This window comes from Brenneria roseae subsp. roseae (assembly GCF_003115845.1).
GTDB classification, from domain to species: domain Bacteria; phylum Pseudomonadota; class Gammaproteobacteria; order Enterobacterales; family Enterobacteriaceae; genus Brenneria; species Brenneria roseae.
Genome location: NZ_KZ819022.1, coordinates 121,751 through 136,391 on the forward strand (window position 1 = coordinate 121,751; position 14,641 = coordinate 136,391).

At 35.1% G+C, this 14,641-nt stretch carries 15 protein-coding genes and 2 pseudogenes; 10 read left to right on the top strand and 7 right to left on the bottom strand.

Translation table 11 applies throughout. The annotated features are described in order from the left end of the window. Positions 1–202: 202 nt before the first annotated feature. Positions 203–1,387, top strand: coding sequence for a DUF3800 domain-containing protein (locus DDT52_RS00600; RefSeq protein ID WP_136154655.1), 1,185 nt, complete (start codon positions 203–205; stop codon positions 1,385–1,387). A 62-nt stretch (positions 1,388–1,449) separates the two neighbouring features. Here DDT52_RS00600 and DDT52_RS00605 read toward each other — a convergent pair whose 3' ends face one another. Together DDT52_RS00605 and DDT52_RS00610 are read right to left on the bottom strand one after the other, a co-directional pair. Next, positions 1,450–1,878, bottom strand: a complete 429-nt coding sequence (locus tag DDT52_RS00605; protein ID WP_425591525.1) for a hypothetical protein — start codon at positions 1,876–1,878, stop codon at positions 1,450–1,452. A gap of 119 nt (positions 1,879–1,997) precedes the next feature. Continuing rightward, complete coding sequence (locus DDT52_RS00610) at positions 1,998–2,732, bottom strand: helix-turn-helix domain-containing protein (protein WP_136154657.1); 735 nt, start codon at positions 2,730–2,732, stop codon at positions 1,998–2,000. A gap of 904 nt (positions 2,733–3,636) precedes the next feature. On the opposite strand from DDT52_RS00610, the gene DDT52_RS00620 reads away from it, so the two are divergent. Both DDT52_RS00620 and DDT52_RS00625 read left to right on the top strand, forming a co-directional pair. Next, on the top strand, positions 3,637–4,323 hold the full coding sequence (locus DDT52_RS00620) for a hypothetical protein (protein ID WP_136154659.1): 687 nt from the start codon (positions 3,637–3,639) through the stop codon (positions 4,321–4,323). Positions 4,324–4,450: 127 nt separating this feature from the next. Next, the gene (locus DDT52_RS00625; RefSeq protein WP_136154660.1) at positions 4,451–5,491 is read left to right on the top strand and encodes a DUF4238 domain-containing protein; all 1,041 of its coding nucleotides are present in this window, start codon (positions 4,451–4,453) and stop codon (positions 5,489–5,491) included. Positions 5,492–5,576: 85 nt separating this feature from the next. Here DDT52_RS00625 and DDT52_RS00630 read toward each other — a convergent pair whose 3' ends face one another. Beyond that, positions 5,577–5,954 (bottom strand): hypothetical protein, encoded by a 378-nt coding sequence (locus DDT52_RS00630; RefSeq protein ID WP_136154661.1) that lies wholly within the window; start codon positions 5,952–5,954, stop codon positions 5,577–5,579. A gap of 54 nt (positions 5,955–6,008) precedes the next feature. After that, on the bottom strand, positions 6,009–6,485 hold the full coding sequence (locus DDT52_RS00635) for a DUF4755 domain-containing protein (RefSeq protein WP_136154662.1): 477 nt from the start codon (positions 6,483–6,485) through the stop codon (positions 6,009–6,011). Between the two features lie 439 nt (positions 6,486–6,924). Here DDT52_RS00635 and DDT52_RS00640 point away from each other — a divergent pair, with 439 nt between their 5' ends. Beyond that, positions 6,925–7,479: a membrane lipoprotein lipid attachment site-containing protein gene (locus DDT52_RS00640; protein WP_136154663.1), complete on the top strand. Its 555-nt coding sequence runs from the start codon at positions 6,925–6,927 to the stop codon at positions 7,477–7,479. Positions 7,480–7,496: 17 nt separating this feature from the next. Further along, a complete protein-coding gene (locus tag DDT52_RS00645) occupies positions 7,497–8,159 on the top strand; it encodes a hypothetical protein (protein ID WP_136154664.1) in 663 nt (220 codons plus the stop codon). Between the two features lie 109 nt (positions 8,160–8,268). Here the strand turns inward: DDT52_RS00645 and DDT52_RS00650 are convergent, their stop codons facing one another. The 3 genes from DDT52_RS00650 to mobQ form a co-directional block, all read right to left on the bottom strand. After that, positions 8,269–8,700, bottom strand: coding sequence for a hypothetical protein (locus DDT52_RS00650; RefSeq protein WP_210732662.1), 432 nt, complete (start codon positions 8,698–8,700; stop codon positions 8,269–8,271). Continuing rightward, the gene (locus DDT52_RS00655) at positions 8,697–9,647 is read right to left on the bottom strand and encodes a ParA family protein (RefSeq protein WP_136154665.1); all 951 of its coding nucleotides are present in this window, start codon (positions 9,645–9,647) and stop codon (positions 8,697–8,699) included. Before DDT52_RS00655 ends, DDT52_RS00650 begins: the two co-directional genes overlap by 4 nt. Before the next feature lie 213 nt (positions 9,648–9,860). After that, positions 9,861–11,267, bottom strand: a complete 1,407-nt coding sequence (mobQ, locus tag DDT52_RS00660) for a MobQ family relaxase (protein ID WP_136154666.1) — start codon at positions 11,265–11,267, stop codon at positions 9,861–9,863. Between the two features lie 757 nt (positions 11,268–12,024). Between mobQ and DDT52_RS00665 the strand changes: the two are divergent. The 5 genes and pseudogenes from DDT52_RS00665 to DDT52_RS00680 all read left to right on the top strand — a co-directional run bounded on the left by DDT52_RS00665 (position 12,025) and on the right by DDT52_RS00680 (position 14,620). Continuing rightward, positions 12,025–12,403: pseudogene (locus DDT52_RS00665) on the top strand (hypothetical protein). A gap of 79 nt (positions 12,404–12,482) precedes the next feature. Next, the gene (locus DDT52_RS00670; protein ID WP_136154667.1) at positions 12,483–12,956 is read left to right on the top strand and encodes a hypothetical protein; all 474 of its coding nucleotides are present in this window, start codon (positions 12,483–12,485) and stop codon (positions 12,954–12,956) included. A 104-nt stretch (positions 12,957–13,060) separates the two neighbouring features. Further along, a pseudogene (locus DDT52_RS21080) lies at positions 13,061–13,153 on the top strand (GNAT family N-acetyltransferase); the annotation flags it as partial. Between the two features lie 860 nt (positions 13,154–14,013). After that, on the top strand, positions 14,014–14,307 hold the full coding sequence (locus DDT52_RS00675; RefSeq protein ID WP_136154668.1) for a hypothetical protein: 294 nt from the start codon (positions 14,014–14,016) through the stop codon (positions 14,305–14,307). A gap of 28 nt (positions 14,308–14,335) precedes the next feature. Then, a complete protein-coding gene (locus tag DDT52_RS00680) occupies positions 14,336–14,620 on the top strand; it encodes a conjugal transfer protein TraD (protein ID WP_136154669.1) in 285 nt (94 codons plus the stop codon). Positions 14,621–14,641: the final 21 nt, after the last annotated feature.

The following is a 14,641-nucleotide window of genomic DNA, read 5'->3' on the forward strand; positions in this document are numbered from 1 at the left end:
GGAATGGCTGTCAAGCAGTATAGGAAAAAATAAGGGAAAGTGTCAGGTAAAGTCGTAACTAATACATATTAAATACAAAATATTCAACCTGAAGATTTATTAAAATTTCACTTTTCTCTGTTGAAGTCCGCCTTGTGCAGGTCTTTTTATAGACTTCCAGCTCCTTCCTTGTTATATATTTTTCATAACCCACAAAAATGTGATGTGTATGAACCCTTTCCCGCAGCAAACTCAAAGCTATAATTTCTTTTACGATGAATCTAATAACGTCCGTAAACTATATCTTTCCAAACAAATTGATGGTTATAACATTGACCATGATCCTGATAAGCATAACAGCGTAAACTTCGTGTTAGCCGGTGTTGCTCATACTGATTCCTCATCGAATGCTGACTTTGACGACTTACGCCAGCGCATACAGCTACACGCCAACGCTAACGAGTTCAAGTTGAAACACATAGCTAAAGGCGACTTCCTGACTATGCTCACCTCCAAGAAGCTTACAGCGTTCTTTGAGTGGCTTCTCTACGGTGATCTCTATTTACACTACTTCCATCTGAATATGGAGTATTGGGGATACGTTGACATCATTGATGACTGTATCCTGTTTGGGCGTGAGAAAGGTTTTATCAGAATAACGAGTGATGAACTGTTCTATGGCTACATGATGGCAAACAAGGATGCACTACATACCTACGTCAAGGCTAACAAGGTTCCTTTCATTCAGTTCCTCAAGTCCTATGACTTCCCTTACATCGAAGGCCGGGAAAAGGACTTCATACAGGGGCTATCAAGCCAGATCACCGCTCATTGCGTAAAACTATATACAGCAGCTAATAAGGATTATTTTCAGCTCCGGTTAGCTCATGGCCTGCAGCAGCTCCTGATGGCCTGCTCTGACCAAAGCATAGATGATATGACACTCACTATGGATATTAGAGATGAACCGCCTGCAGACGACGATAACCGCCTTGTAGATGGCTTTGCTATCTTCTACCAGAACCGGGCGCAGATGTTTGAGGCATCCAGCCATATCTTTGACATAGAGAAGGTTGTTGAAGCTGATTTAGTTGAGGCCGCAGAAGCTAATCCAAATTTAGCAGCACTTAACTACTCTTTTGCTGATTCTAAACAAAATCCACTTATTCAGGTTAGTGATGTTGTCGCTGGTTTTATGCAGCACTATTTTGATTACCTTAATAGCAACAGCTATGAACAAATTATTAATGACAGAAAGAATCTTAATGAAAAACAGAGATTAAATATGGAGTTTTTACGACTCCTGATTAATAAATCACATGATAACAATCCAACATTATTACATTGTATCATGTCAGCTTTAGAACATGAAAAACACAAAAAATTTACTTACCCGGATGAACCTTAATATATGGATGGACTTAACACCCCTTTTATCTTGTGTTTACCTATACCGCTTGTGCTGTTTTATTAATTAATACCATGCTTTAATTTTATTTTTATTGAGAGTGTAATGTAATTGACATGCCCCAGAATTAGTCTGTTTTTCTCAGACTGCTTTCGTAGATGTTCCTCGTGGATCAAGCTCTTGATGACTGAAGCCGGAACAGCTCTGATATTATCAGACAAAAACTGGTAAGGATTATTCGCCTGAATGTTTTCAACGGTGGTAAGTATTTTATCCACATCAAGTTTTTTATCAAAAGAAATGATACGGTTATTACCATCTTTTGAGATTAATTTAGCTGTATTCTCTAAATTATCATGACTTTTTAAATTAAATGAGCCTATAACAGTATTGCGACCTTTGTGATATAAAGCTTGTTTTTGATTTTCACAATAACACTCAAGGTAAGAATAGAGTTTGAACTCTTGTATACCAAATGTTTCCTCAAGCATAGTCATTTGTTCTGCTAAGATATTCAGAATATCATTTTTGGATAGTTTTTTATGAAGTTTTATTTCAAGTGAACCGGGTATTTTTTTTTCATTTTTTCTTCTTGTTATTATTATGTTTTTCAGGAAACAGCTTTTAAATGGTTGGCGGTATCAACTAAGTCTTTTCTAGCTGCTTCATTTTCCTTTGTTCGCTTATATACTTTTCTGGGTTTATCGATCTTGATGCTGTTTTTAGGATTGGGAATAGCGTTATTCTTTTTCTTCTTACTGAAAATAAAGGCATCGGTATAGATCTCTTTAGTTTCAGTTTCTAAAGCTAAGCTTCGTCTTTCTTGTTTTGAGTAATCGGTATAGTTTTCTGGATATTGTTCAATCTCAGCATTAAGGCTTCTGGCATTACTTAAATGCTCTTTACGTTTCTCATCAAGTTGGTGACTCATACCCTTGGCGAAAATATTCGAGTTAATATACAGGTGTCCATGATGCTCAACGAGGATGCCTTTCTGTTTTAGCTTTTTGAATATGTTTGACATATTTCCTGATGCAATATTCAGCGCCTTACAGAGTGATGACTGAGAAAGGTTTATAAGGTTTCCGAACTCCATGTATTCTAAGATGTAAGTTAATACACGGAATTCATTCTTAGATATATCCAGATCAGAAAAAACACGAAAGTTAGATGTAAAAGCAAAAACATAGGGCTGTGCAAATGATATTGCTTTATCTTCTTCTGTTGCAATAACGGTAGTTGATTTTATATCTTTGTTTTGCAACAAGTGTCTTGCGATATCAATCTTTTGTTCAGTAGTTAATGTTTCAAATAAACGAAGTAGTTCAGTGTCATTAGTATTCATATTATTCTCTCTTATAGTTTTTATTCTGTTATTTTTAATACTATGCAGAAAAATAAAAGTCAATAGTTAAACTATAAATAAAATAGTACTTTTATTATGATATTGCTATATGTTAAAAAATCTATGTTCAAACATAGATCTTGCTATGTTCGAACATAGGATGGATCTATGTGCGCACATAGGCATTTGCTATGTTCGAACATAGCAAAAAAAGGTGTGAATCCTTGATTTTATTGGGCTGGGGTAGTGCTTATAATTAAACAATTAGTAAGAAGTTAAGAGAGTAAAGTTTTCCATTTGTTTTATGCTGGAGCGGTTTTACAGAAAATATGTGCTTTTCTTCATACTTATTTTCAGCGAAGTGATTGTTTCATACAATCACGAAGCGCTGCTTTTTGTTACTAAATTTATAATCATAGTATTACTATAGGGGAAGAGCTTTTCTCTTAACTTTATTAGCGGCTATCGCCGCAATTCTCTATGGATAAATCCATCATTAACAGGGGCAAGCCCTGTTTCAGCAATGTGATTGTTTTGGACAATCACTAAGTGCTGCTTCTTTGAATATAGTTTTCCTATACGTTTAAGAGCAAATGCTATATGTTATCGCGGTAATGCTATGTTCAAAAATAGGATCAATTTTTTATTTTATGATGGAATGATCTGGAAAAGATCTTTCCTCTTTTTATTATCAATATTGAAAAGTTACCTCATCAAGATGAAAATACATATTTCAGAGTTAGGGCGTAGCCGTGCGGCAGCACATGAGCGTTAGCTCATAAGATAAATATCTTTTCAAAAGAAGATTAAAACATTACGGAAAACGTTATTATCCAAAAGTTAAATTTGATTTTCCTAAAATAAATATGGTATTAAAAAATAAAACAAAAAGGAAAATAAAAGAATGAAAAATATTAAGATTATTACACTCTTTCACGCCCATGAAAAAATTCCATTTCTGACCTGCATAGTAAAAGACATGGAAGAAAATGAACAAGGAATAAATCTTTTCCTTGAAAACGGTAATAACATTTATGTGAAAGATTACGATTCTTACTTCTTATCAGAATCTGCAAATGCCTGTGATAGTGAGCGAATGGTAAATGTTTATGGGAGATTAATTTCTGAACTCAGCCAAGTCAGCGAAGAAACAATAAGATCGCTGATGTCAGAAACTGAAACCTATAACAGTCAGCATCCCAACACGCCCGTTAGCAAACTGGATGATTATTATTACTGTGGCAGAATGAAAGTTAATGGCCCGGATGAACCCAAACTGATGAACGCACTTGGCCTGCAAGATCTGTATGAGGCTCTACAGCAAGATAGCTTTCTGTCGGTGCTGGAAGCCGATGGTGATATCGTTATCCACGATAACACCGGCTATCCAGTGGCTGAGTATTTACATTCTGGCATCATCATTGGCATAGAGCCGATAAACCTTGCATATAGGCGAGATCTGACCAATGGCTATGTGGTGATGTTTAGAAACAGTGAATACGAGCAAGAGATGGAGGGCGATCTCTATGAGGCACTATCTCAGGCTGTTGATAGGCTTAAGATCGCTGTTGTGTTGTATGGGAATAAGTAATAACCTACTTTATAGAACTCTCCATGGAACAGTTATGGTAAAATTAAAAACATAGCTTGTTTTAAAAATATTTATTATCCATATAAAGCTTTTTATAAAATTTATTTTTTAATTAATAGAGGAAATTATGGCCGGAAAAAGACAGCATTTTATTCCCCGATTCTTACAACGAGGATTTTCTATAGAGAAAAATGGGAAGTATTTTTCTTGTTTATGCAAAAAAGAATTTATAAAAGAAAATATATTAATTGAAAATATTGGTTTGGAAAATCAGTTTTATACCTTGAATGATGATTTCTCAATTGATGAAGAGATAACCAAAAAAGAAACATATATATACTCTGGGATTGTCCGCAAACTATTGGATGAATCGTTTTTATTAGATGATAAAGTTGCTCTTGCAGATTTTATTTATCATATGGAAATAAGGACTAAAAGTTTACGAGCTAATTTTACAAACTCAGCATCTTATTTGATTGATCAAATGAAAATGAGGTTCTTAAGTAAGGAATCAATTTCTACGTACTTTGAAAAAAACATTATGGCTGATCCATTAAAACTAGATAAGTTGATTAAAGTAGAATTAAATAAGCTATCTGCCCCTCATTTTATGCATCAAAATATTAAGCAATATTTACTTGATAATATTCATATCTGGCTACCAAATATAGCTGATGAATTTTTGTTGCAACTTATACCGATGTTTGAAAAAATGATTGATTCAGGTATTCCAGAAGCAGCTAAAAAAGGTCATCTAAAAGGGCTTGAATTGGATTCCAGTTTAAAAATAGAAGAATATAAAAAATTATATTACAGAATAATAAAAACAGATCAACCATTAATATTAGGTGATTGCATAGTCTTTTTTGAGGTGAAAGGAATGCGAAAATTCAAACCATTCTATGAAAAAGATGATGATTTGAAATCAATATTTATGCCATTGGATTCATATACATTACTGTATGGCGCTAAAAATCCAGAAGATAAACCAGATATTAATGAAATTAATTATGTAATGGCGAAATGTTCAACTGATTTTTTTATTTGCAAGAATTATATTTCACAAGTTGATGAACTTCAAAAAATAATTGGTGATAATTCCTATCTCTTAACAAATGAAGATATAGATAAAATAATTGAACCATTGATAAGTAATGTACTAGGATGAGCTTTGTCTATTAAAAAGGAGTTTGTTCGCATTCACTCCTTTTTTATAAACATAACCCAGTAAATAAAATTTGAGATTTTATTTATTAATCCAACAACCCACGAGACACCTTACTCGCCGTTTGACTGAAATTATATCGGTCAACAACATTCCCTTTGAACCAAATATCCAATGATTTCATATGGGCTGTGTTGCTGTTCTTAAGCAGGGCTAGGCCGGGAATGTAGTTTGAGATCTGGCTCTCGCCTGACATGCTGGAATAGGACCACATTTCTTGCCCATCATTAGTAGCTCGTGTCTGAGGCTCCCCGAATGCGTTAATAACATCTTGCTGGGTAGTTTTCCCTTTAACGATTTTGGTTTTTACGGTTTGTTGGGATTCATCTTTCAGGGATTTGTTGCCATAAGTGGTGCAGGCAGAGAGAGGAAGGATCATCATTGCCGCAATAAGCAATTTTTTCATGTTATCTCCATAAATAAAAACTATTTCATCGACGTGTTTAAATATCTTCTATGGCTATAGAATATATTTCTGAAATACCAATATCCAACGCTCGCAAAGACCTTGATTGCCTGCAGAAGATTTATTCACGGCTGGGATATTTACTTTCCAAGCCGGATTATGAATATCATCGGTTAAGATCGTTATCCCTGAACGTTGATTCGCTAAAAGCTTTTCTTTTCCATTAGCGATAGCGGCATTATTCATTCCGCGTAAAGTGCCATTACCATAAAATTTACCTGCTTCTGATATAGTGTAGTTAATTTCCCTGATGTTGTCATAAGAGTAGGTTTTATCTTGTTCTTTATTAAAGATGCGAACGGTGCGCTGCTTGGTATCAATGACAAACCCCGTATTCTGGCATTCATACGATAAAACATCACCGTCCAATACTTCTGAAAAAGAGTTGTAATGCTTCTTTTTTTGTATGTCTATGGTGGTCATGATAATGATAAAAGCTACCACTAAAAATATGATAAGAACAGCTTCCACTTCGCCTGTCTCCGCACCAATGCCTTAACTACATCCGTTAATCATTAAAAGACGCTTCTGGCTTGGTTTTCTTCTGCTGAAGCATCTATCCCTGCGTGGCAAGCATACCACTCCGAAAGCCGAACTCAAGCAAAATGATCGGTATAACAGATCGATTATTATATATTGATAGTTAATAGCGATTAAAAATCGTTTATCGATCGGTGTTTTAATTAGTTTAATCGATCGAATAACTAGTTATGATAGTTTATATCTATCATTATTTTGTTTTTGATCGTTATAAACGATATGACGACAGGAAAAAATAATTAAATTATATCAATTGGTTAAACAGGTTGTTTTGTTGGAGCATGCCTATTAGAGCCTGATGAAGCTTCTACTGGCGCAGGTAGAACACCTAAGAACACGCATTGGTAATCATTCAGAAAGGGATGGAAAGATGAAGAAGATTTTACTCGTTACTTGCACAGCTCTGGTTTTGGCGGGATGTGGTGAGAAAGGCGACTTTGAGAAAGCGATTAATGCGAAAATTTCAAAGTCCAAGCTGTGCTACTCATTGCAGGACAATAACATTGTATTTAATAAAGGTTTTCCTATCCGGGTTAACAGTGGCTATCGTTCTGCCGGATACAGCGCCAGCGATGAAATTTTAAGGGGGTTATCTGATCAAGGGTTGCTTGCTGTTTCGAGGCAGTCTAACGGCTTTAGTAGCGTTGATGTTCTGGAAGTGACGGATCAAGGCCAACAGGTTGAGTTTTGGGACAAAAAAGACGGTGCCTGTGTTGGTCATCGTGTTGTAGCTGAGATAACGAACTGGACAGAACCCAGTGAAGCTGATGGCCTAAAAGTGACGCAGGTTTCATATACATGGAAATTGGCCGATGTGCCGGGATGGGTTGATAAAGATGTCTTCTCTGGTGTGAAAGGTATGGCTGAACCAGAAGAAGCCAAAATTGTTCTGGTGAAAACCAATAACGGCTGGTCGGCTCGGTAATTTCAGGAAAAGACGCTATGAACACTATCTATTGGGTGATTTTCATGGGGCTGCTGATAAACATACCATCACTGGCACCGGTGCTGTTTCTCAAAAAGATACAAAAGAACTTGAAGGTATCGTTGGCCCTTAGACTTTTTCTGCTTAACGCTTTCTTAGTCATATCTCTGGTAACGTTATCCCAGAACACTACGCAAAAATATGGGCTGTTCCCGATATGGCTGGTATTTACTGCTATTGGGCTGTTCGTGGTCATGCTAATTCCAACCGTAAAATTTACTCGTAAGTATTTAACCGTCGGTAAAAGCCGGGTTGTTATGCTTTCATCATTCCTGATCGCCTATGTCGTAAGATTTCATGGCGTGTTTTCAGATGTGAATGGCAGTGGATATACGCTTAATGGATACAATGTGGTATGGACGTTGTTCTTCTTGTTTGCGTGTCTACTGGCTTATCTCGGTTGTGCTGGGGATAAAAATTATTCTGGTGCTTCTGCGCCGTCATCTACACCGCAATCAGATTATTTTAAACCGACCAAAGAGTACGAGACACAATCACAAATCGATTATGATATTGCTGTGAAGGGATCAAGTGTTCTATCTGATCCAAATCTGAGCATCGTTGAGCAACAGCGTTATAGAGATGCTATAAAGAATAGTAAAGATACAGATTTGGAGTGATATTTTTCTTGAGATCGCACAAAGAATAGTAATTGGGTAAATATAATAAAGGGATTTTTTCATAAGATGCCGGCCATCGATTGATGGCCGGAATATATTATCTGCTATTTTATTTGTCTTTATCAGAAATAGTCACATCCATTCTTCTTCTCTCAATGGTTTTAATAATATTCATGATTATCACATCTCGATTTTGTCTCGAGGTGGATTTTATACCAATTGTATTAGCCAGTGCCTTTAATGATTGTATTGTTGGAAATAACAATTCATTAGAAAGGTTTTTATTTATTTCTTCTATAGGTAAATTTTTCATTTTATCCGCATACTCAGTGAATTCTGCATGAGTTGCGTTATTAGCAGATGCTACAGATAATTCTTTTGACTTTTTATTGCTAGAGGATATAATCTTACTTTGTTTATTTTTTTCTTCCAGTAATCTTAATATGTCATCTAATGCATAATCCAAGTTTTTATTAGGATAGAATGACATTATTTTTGTTATATATTGAGCAAGGGATATTAACTCATGAGTCTTTATCATAAATCCTCCAGTTTTTCGCACAATTCACTTACTACTTCTTCGAAATAGTTACTCTGCTTTTCCGCATTCGCTTTAGAACGGGGTAAATTGTCATAGCTATAAACAGTAAGGTTATTTTCTGCCGCAACAGATATACCATCTCCATCTGTAATATACTTCTCAAAAACCATTCCGGGATGTTGGGATTTTACATCGTTTATTGTTCCTTCATGTGTATCTTTAGGCTTTTTATCATACTCATCGACCATGTTGAATATAATTCCTAGCATTTCTGTGTCGGTGAAGTTAATCTGAGAATTAGAGTACTGTATCATTCCTCTGAAATTTGTATTCAATTTATCCATCTCTGTTTTGATAAGAGATATACCCACAGTGGATAAGAAATCTGGTATTGCTGGAATTAGATATAGTTCACTGGCAAAAAAAGCATTTTGAGTAACTAGATTAATATTCGGGGGACAGTCAAGAAGTATATAATCATACTCATCACTTACTTGGTCAATAGCATGTTTTATAATAGCCATTTTTTCTAATTCAAGTTCTGTTTCTTTTTGATGTGTGGCTGCACTTTTCTTTTCACGCGCCAACATCATATCAACAAGAACTAATTCGTGATGGGATGGAAGTAAATCAACATTTTTCCATACCTTACCGGGCCTAGCACTTATTGATTTTTTTATAATGGCTTTTTTTGTATCAAAAACATTACCATCAAAATAATCATCAAAAATATTTTTTAGTGTCGGTTTTTTATCGGTGTAAACATATTTTACGTATCCATCAACCCCTAGAGCCAGATAAGATAAATTGGATTGTGGGTCTAAGTCAATTAATAATACTCTCGGGTGTTCATCTGAGTTCCGCATTAGCCCTACACCAAGATGTAATGTTAAAGTGGATTTGCCAACTCCGCCTTTCCAATTTATCATGCTGATTATTTTAGCCATGTGAATATCCTTTTGTTAACTTTTATTTTAATCAATCAATACACTTTTTCTTTAACAAGGTCATAATTTTTTTCTGATATTTCTGAATTCTACTTGCATCATATAATTACATATGGTTACTATTAAACTCTATATTTTTATAAAAAATAATCCCGTATCAAAAATTTTGAATTCTTGAGTATATCAATGAGTTTGTTTTTTTTGAACACATCATTATTCGATTTTAACCCTTTCGGTAGCATAAAATTTTGGATGTCTGAGTTTTGGTGTTTCTGGTTTCATACCAGTTGAAAGTGTTGGTATGTAGTCCAGATCGCTATCAGTCAGTTCGCGCAGCGGACGACTTGGAAAACGTCTGATCTCCTCTTTGGTTGGACTATAAGTGTCATTGTTAAATTTGGCACGTCTTTCATACTCAGCGCGTGCCACATAGATACCCAGCACCTCATCAAACACGTAGTTTTCAGCAATACGCTTATCGTGATCAGCATCAATGGAAACAGGAGCTGGTTTCTTTCTGGCCCAGACAAATTTCTCTTTTATATATTCAACCACCAACAAGGTGAAACGCTTGAACAAACTAGTCTGACGAGGTTTAACCTGCTTCCTCTTACTTTTAACAGGAGCGCGTTTGGTCGCTTTGGCCGTTGAAGAGGATGAGGTTTTCAATTTAGTGCGTGTATGAGGTGCAGGGGCAACCAGAACAGGCTTTTGGCCTTCTGATGATGACTGTGAACCTGTTTCAGGTAAGACAATTTCAACAGGCTCTGACATTTCGGATACGGTGAAACTTCTAAGGTCAACAACGATCTGTAGATCCAAGTCCTTGAAGGTGTTGTATGTAGCCAGCGCTTCTTGTTTCATCTCATCACGAACAGTCTGTTCAGCAGCACGCTGCTCCTGAACCTGTTTGCTGTTCCACTTGGCACGATGAACACGTTGCATTGGTGGACGGCTGGTTGCTGTTGCCTTGGCAAGCCATAGTGCTTTTTCTTCAACATTTAATGTAATAGCAGCATTTTCGAGTGCTTCATTGTGCTGAGTATCAATTGAACGGTGATCAATACGCTCATTGCTGCCAGCTTCAGTAAGATAGCGATTGGCAATCGCAGACCATGATTCACGCCAAAGGATTACATTTTTCTTGTCATTCCAGCTTCTATCTTTTTTGCCAAAGCCATCAGCGGTGATTGGCTTTAATGTCAACATCACATGCGCATGAGGATTTTTACCATTGAGATCATGAAAAGCGATATCAGCAATCATTCCCTTATCAACGAAATTTTTCTGACAGTATTCGGCTACTAATTTTATCTTGTCTTCATTGCTAATTTCAGTGGGAATAGCAACATCAAAATAACGGGCTGTTTGACCGTCTTTCTGACGCTCAACCTTTTCAACTTCATTCCATAGTGCGGTAGAGCTTTCAATAATATGAGCGGGTGCGGAAACAGGTGCTAATATCTGATGATGGAATAAATCGGAACGATGGCTGAAATCATAGGTATTGCCTGTGCGATCATCTGTTATTTTGCAACGCGCATGGTAGGCAGCCTTCCTACAGGAAGACATGCCCTCCGAGCGTTTCACAATTTTAAACTCCAGATGAAATATCGCCATAAAATACAAACCTCAAATATAACTATGCTGCTGTTAGTTTTTCGTAAGAAAAACTTTTGTGTTGATGTTGACCTTTCTTTTAGCCTGCGGCAGGCAACCGTCGGTAGACCCCACACGCTCACGAAGTGAGTGTATAAGTGGGCATTGTTTTTTTGAACAATGTAAAACCCTCTACTTAATTAATACGAAATATATTAATGACTGTAAAACAAAACGCCGAATTAAGCGGCGCAATCTGGATGAAAGGGCGAAGTATTCCGCGATATTACATAGATGGGTTTTAGATAGCGTCCGAAGGACAAGAGAAGTGTTAATTTATCCCGCCGTAAGGCGGGAAAGACCTAAAATAAGAAAATAAGAGTCTCGTTAGATAGTTTTTCCTGTTGCACAATTCACAGGTTTAAATAAAATATTAGATTAAAAATCAATAGGTGAAATTAAAAGCACTAAATAACAAAAATAAGTAACGCGGAGAGATCGGGTTTTTTAACACAGGGTGATTTTGCATACTATGTTTTTAAATTTCATTTTTCTTTTCACTTTATCACCATTATTTTTTCTGGTCTGACCTGTTTTGTGTAAGTGAGCGCTAGCAAAATATCTAACTAAAAACATGATTGGATAAACACAATATTAACAGGGGCAGACCCTGTTTTCAGCGATGTGATTGTTTGCGACAACCACAAAGTGCTGCTTTTGACAAAGATAACTATATCGAATAAAACCAGTATAGTCATCGAACTAAAGGATAAATATAATGAATAAAAAAGATGAGAGACCAATAAAAGCAAAGAAACCGCTTGAGCATATCAATTTATGCATAACACGAGATTTTTATTTTTATGGTAAATTTTATGATGAGTTAAAGGAAATCATAAAAACATATAATGATAGAGGATGCTGATATACAATTTAATGCTACTATTGAACGGTTCAAGCAGATAGTTTTAATGAAAATGATTGATTGGTTAGATAGCGGTAGGATCGTGCATTCTGACGTTCCAATGGTTATTACTATTTTTCAACAAGAAGCTTATGGATTCAATTTTCGAAAACTAAAAATAAGATTATACATAAATGACGGACTGATTAAAAAGTTTGGTAAAAGAATCGAGTATGGGATGGTTAAATGGTAAGGGATTTGAGTTAAAATACTAAAGAGTAATATTGAATATTGATTATACCATGTGTTATGTTTGATAATGTTTAGGCCAAGTGATAGAGGTATTATGGAATGCTACAATAATAACTTGTTTGCAGGATCTAGAAGATAAGGCTAAAGATCAAGCTTTTGAAGATGCGAGGAAAGGTTTAACCGATAAAGAATTCAAAACCATCGCCTATAAAATTGTATTTAAAGAACAAAATAAGAAAGAAGAGTTTTCAGGAAGAACTTATTACGAAGAGATAGATTTTCAAGAAGAACAAAGTATTCAGAATAATATATTTTATATTCATGAAAGATATAAAGTATATAAGGATTATGCATATGGGGTAGGGTTAACAATAGTTGTTAATGAAAGAACCTTGGATCAAAAAGCTGTTGAAAGAGCTATCGAAGACTTTTATAAGCGTGGCGAGAAAGAATGGATAAATGATAATCCTGTTGACAAAAAAGAGCTTGTGGAACTTTACAACGAGGTTTTTAAAAAGACAAATTGTGGTTCCGCTGCAATAAAAATGGATTAATTTTTAACCAGTAAAACAGAGGTTCAGTTATGCAGATCATCCCCGTCAGTCCTGAACACATTGCCAGCATTCAAGAAATCTATGCTTGGCATGTTATGAATGGAAAATCAGTCGGTTTTAAACACGGACGTTGGGTTGATACGGTTATTATGCAAAAGGCGCTTGGTGATGGGGATACGACTCTTCCAGAAGAATAAAATATCTGTATTGTGGCTGAACTTTTACCATAGGGACAAGCCCATTACAGCAGATGTTTTACCATGATTCATTTGTTTATTTTTTTATATTTAAAAATGAAATTAATTAATAAAAACATGGAGGTAATTAATATGACAACCCATAAAGTAATATACATATAGTCATAATAAAATTCAGGGTTTCCATCGTAAAGACGATTGTGGTTATAAGAGTAAGGGATGTAAATTGCATTTGATAATTCTGCACATGATATCGCGATAGCAATGATGTAATAAAACAGCGAGTTTCTGTTATGTTTGTTTTTTTTAATGCCATTAATTATTAATTTCAAACAAATTAGAGACACTACCGATAATATAATGAAGTCAACGGTCATTTAAAAAATCCTTGAATGGTTATAATTATTTTTATTTTAATATTTTTTTAAATAATAATCCAGAAAAACTCTATTTTTGATAAAAACCACAACGAACAAAATGCTATGAAAAATGCGTTAAAAAAATCATATCGTTCTTGTATGTTTATAGCTGTTTTCGTGAAAACATTTTTTAGATTTCCCAAATAAGTTATAGAGGGCTTGGTATTAAAATACTACACGCTGAATGTTATTTTTTCAATTTGCCATTTCAATAAAAATAAAGTAAACAATAACAGACGTGAAATAAAAGGAGAACAACATGAGGCTTGGTGAGTTGGATGAGACAGCATTAATTTTAATGACAATAAATGCTGTTGCTTGGGGAATAAATATTGGGCTATTAAGTATGTGGATTATCAGATAAAAATATAATGTTATATCCTGTTGATAATTATTCAAAATGTGTTAATTGAATTGCACTGAATATTACAAGGAGAGGGTATGCATAAAAATCATGATGAGGCCATTGATTGGGTAGCAAGACGATTAATTGAGGATGGTATCTACACCGATATTGAACAAGCTTATTCCGATGCAACAGATATCATTAACAGAAAGAGAGAGGAGGTTAGACTCAAACAGGAAAAGGATTATTTCCGTTTTCGTATTAAGACTATAAAGAAAAGAATAGCATCTGGATACGAATACGCAAATATTCCATACAAACCGAAAAAACCGATAGTTAAAAACAACAATTCAGATTCATTTTGGGATTGGGATTCTGACGACAAATAAAACAATAAGAATATAAAGGAGAAAAACCATGACAACAAAAACAATCAAACAACAAATTGCTTCCGCGCAGGAACGTTTATATTTCTTGGAAGCTAAAAAGAAACAACAAACTAAAAAAGAAAATACCCGCCAGAAAATTATTTTCGGCGCAGAGGTTGCAAAAGTCTTAGGATGTGATATTGGTTATGTAGATAAAGAGTTAGTCTTTGGTGTTTTACTTAACATATCCAATCTTCATGAGAGTGATGTTGAGGCATACAGAGCACAAGGACAAACTTATATCGAAAGTATTTTAAATAAATCCAAGCAGTAAATTTTCTCTTTTCACGTCCGA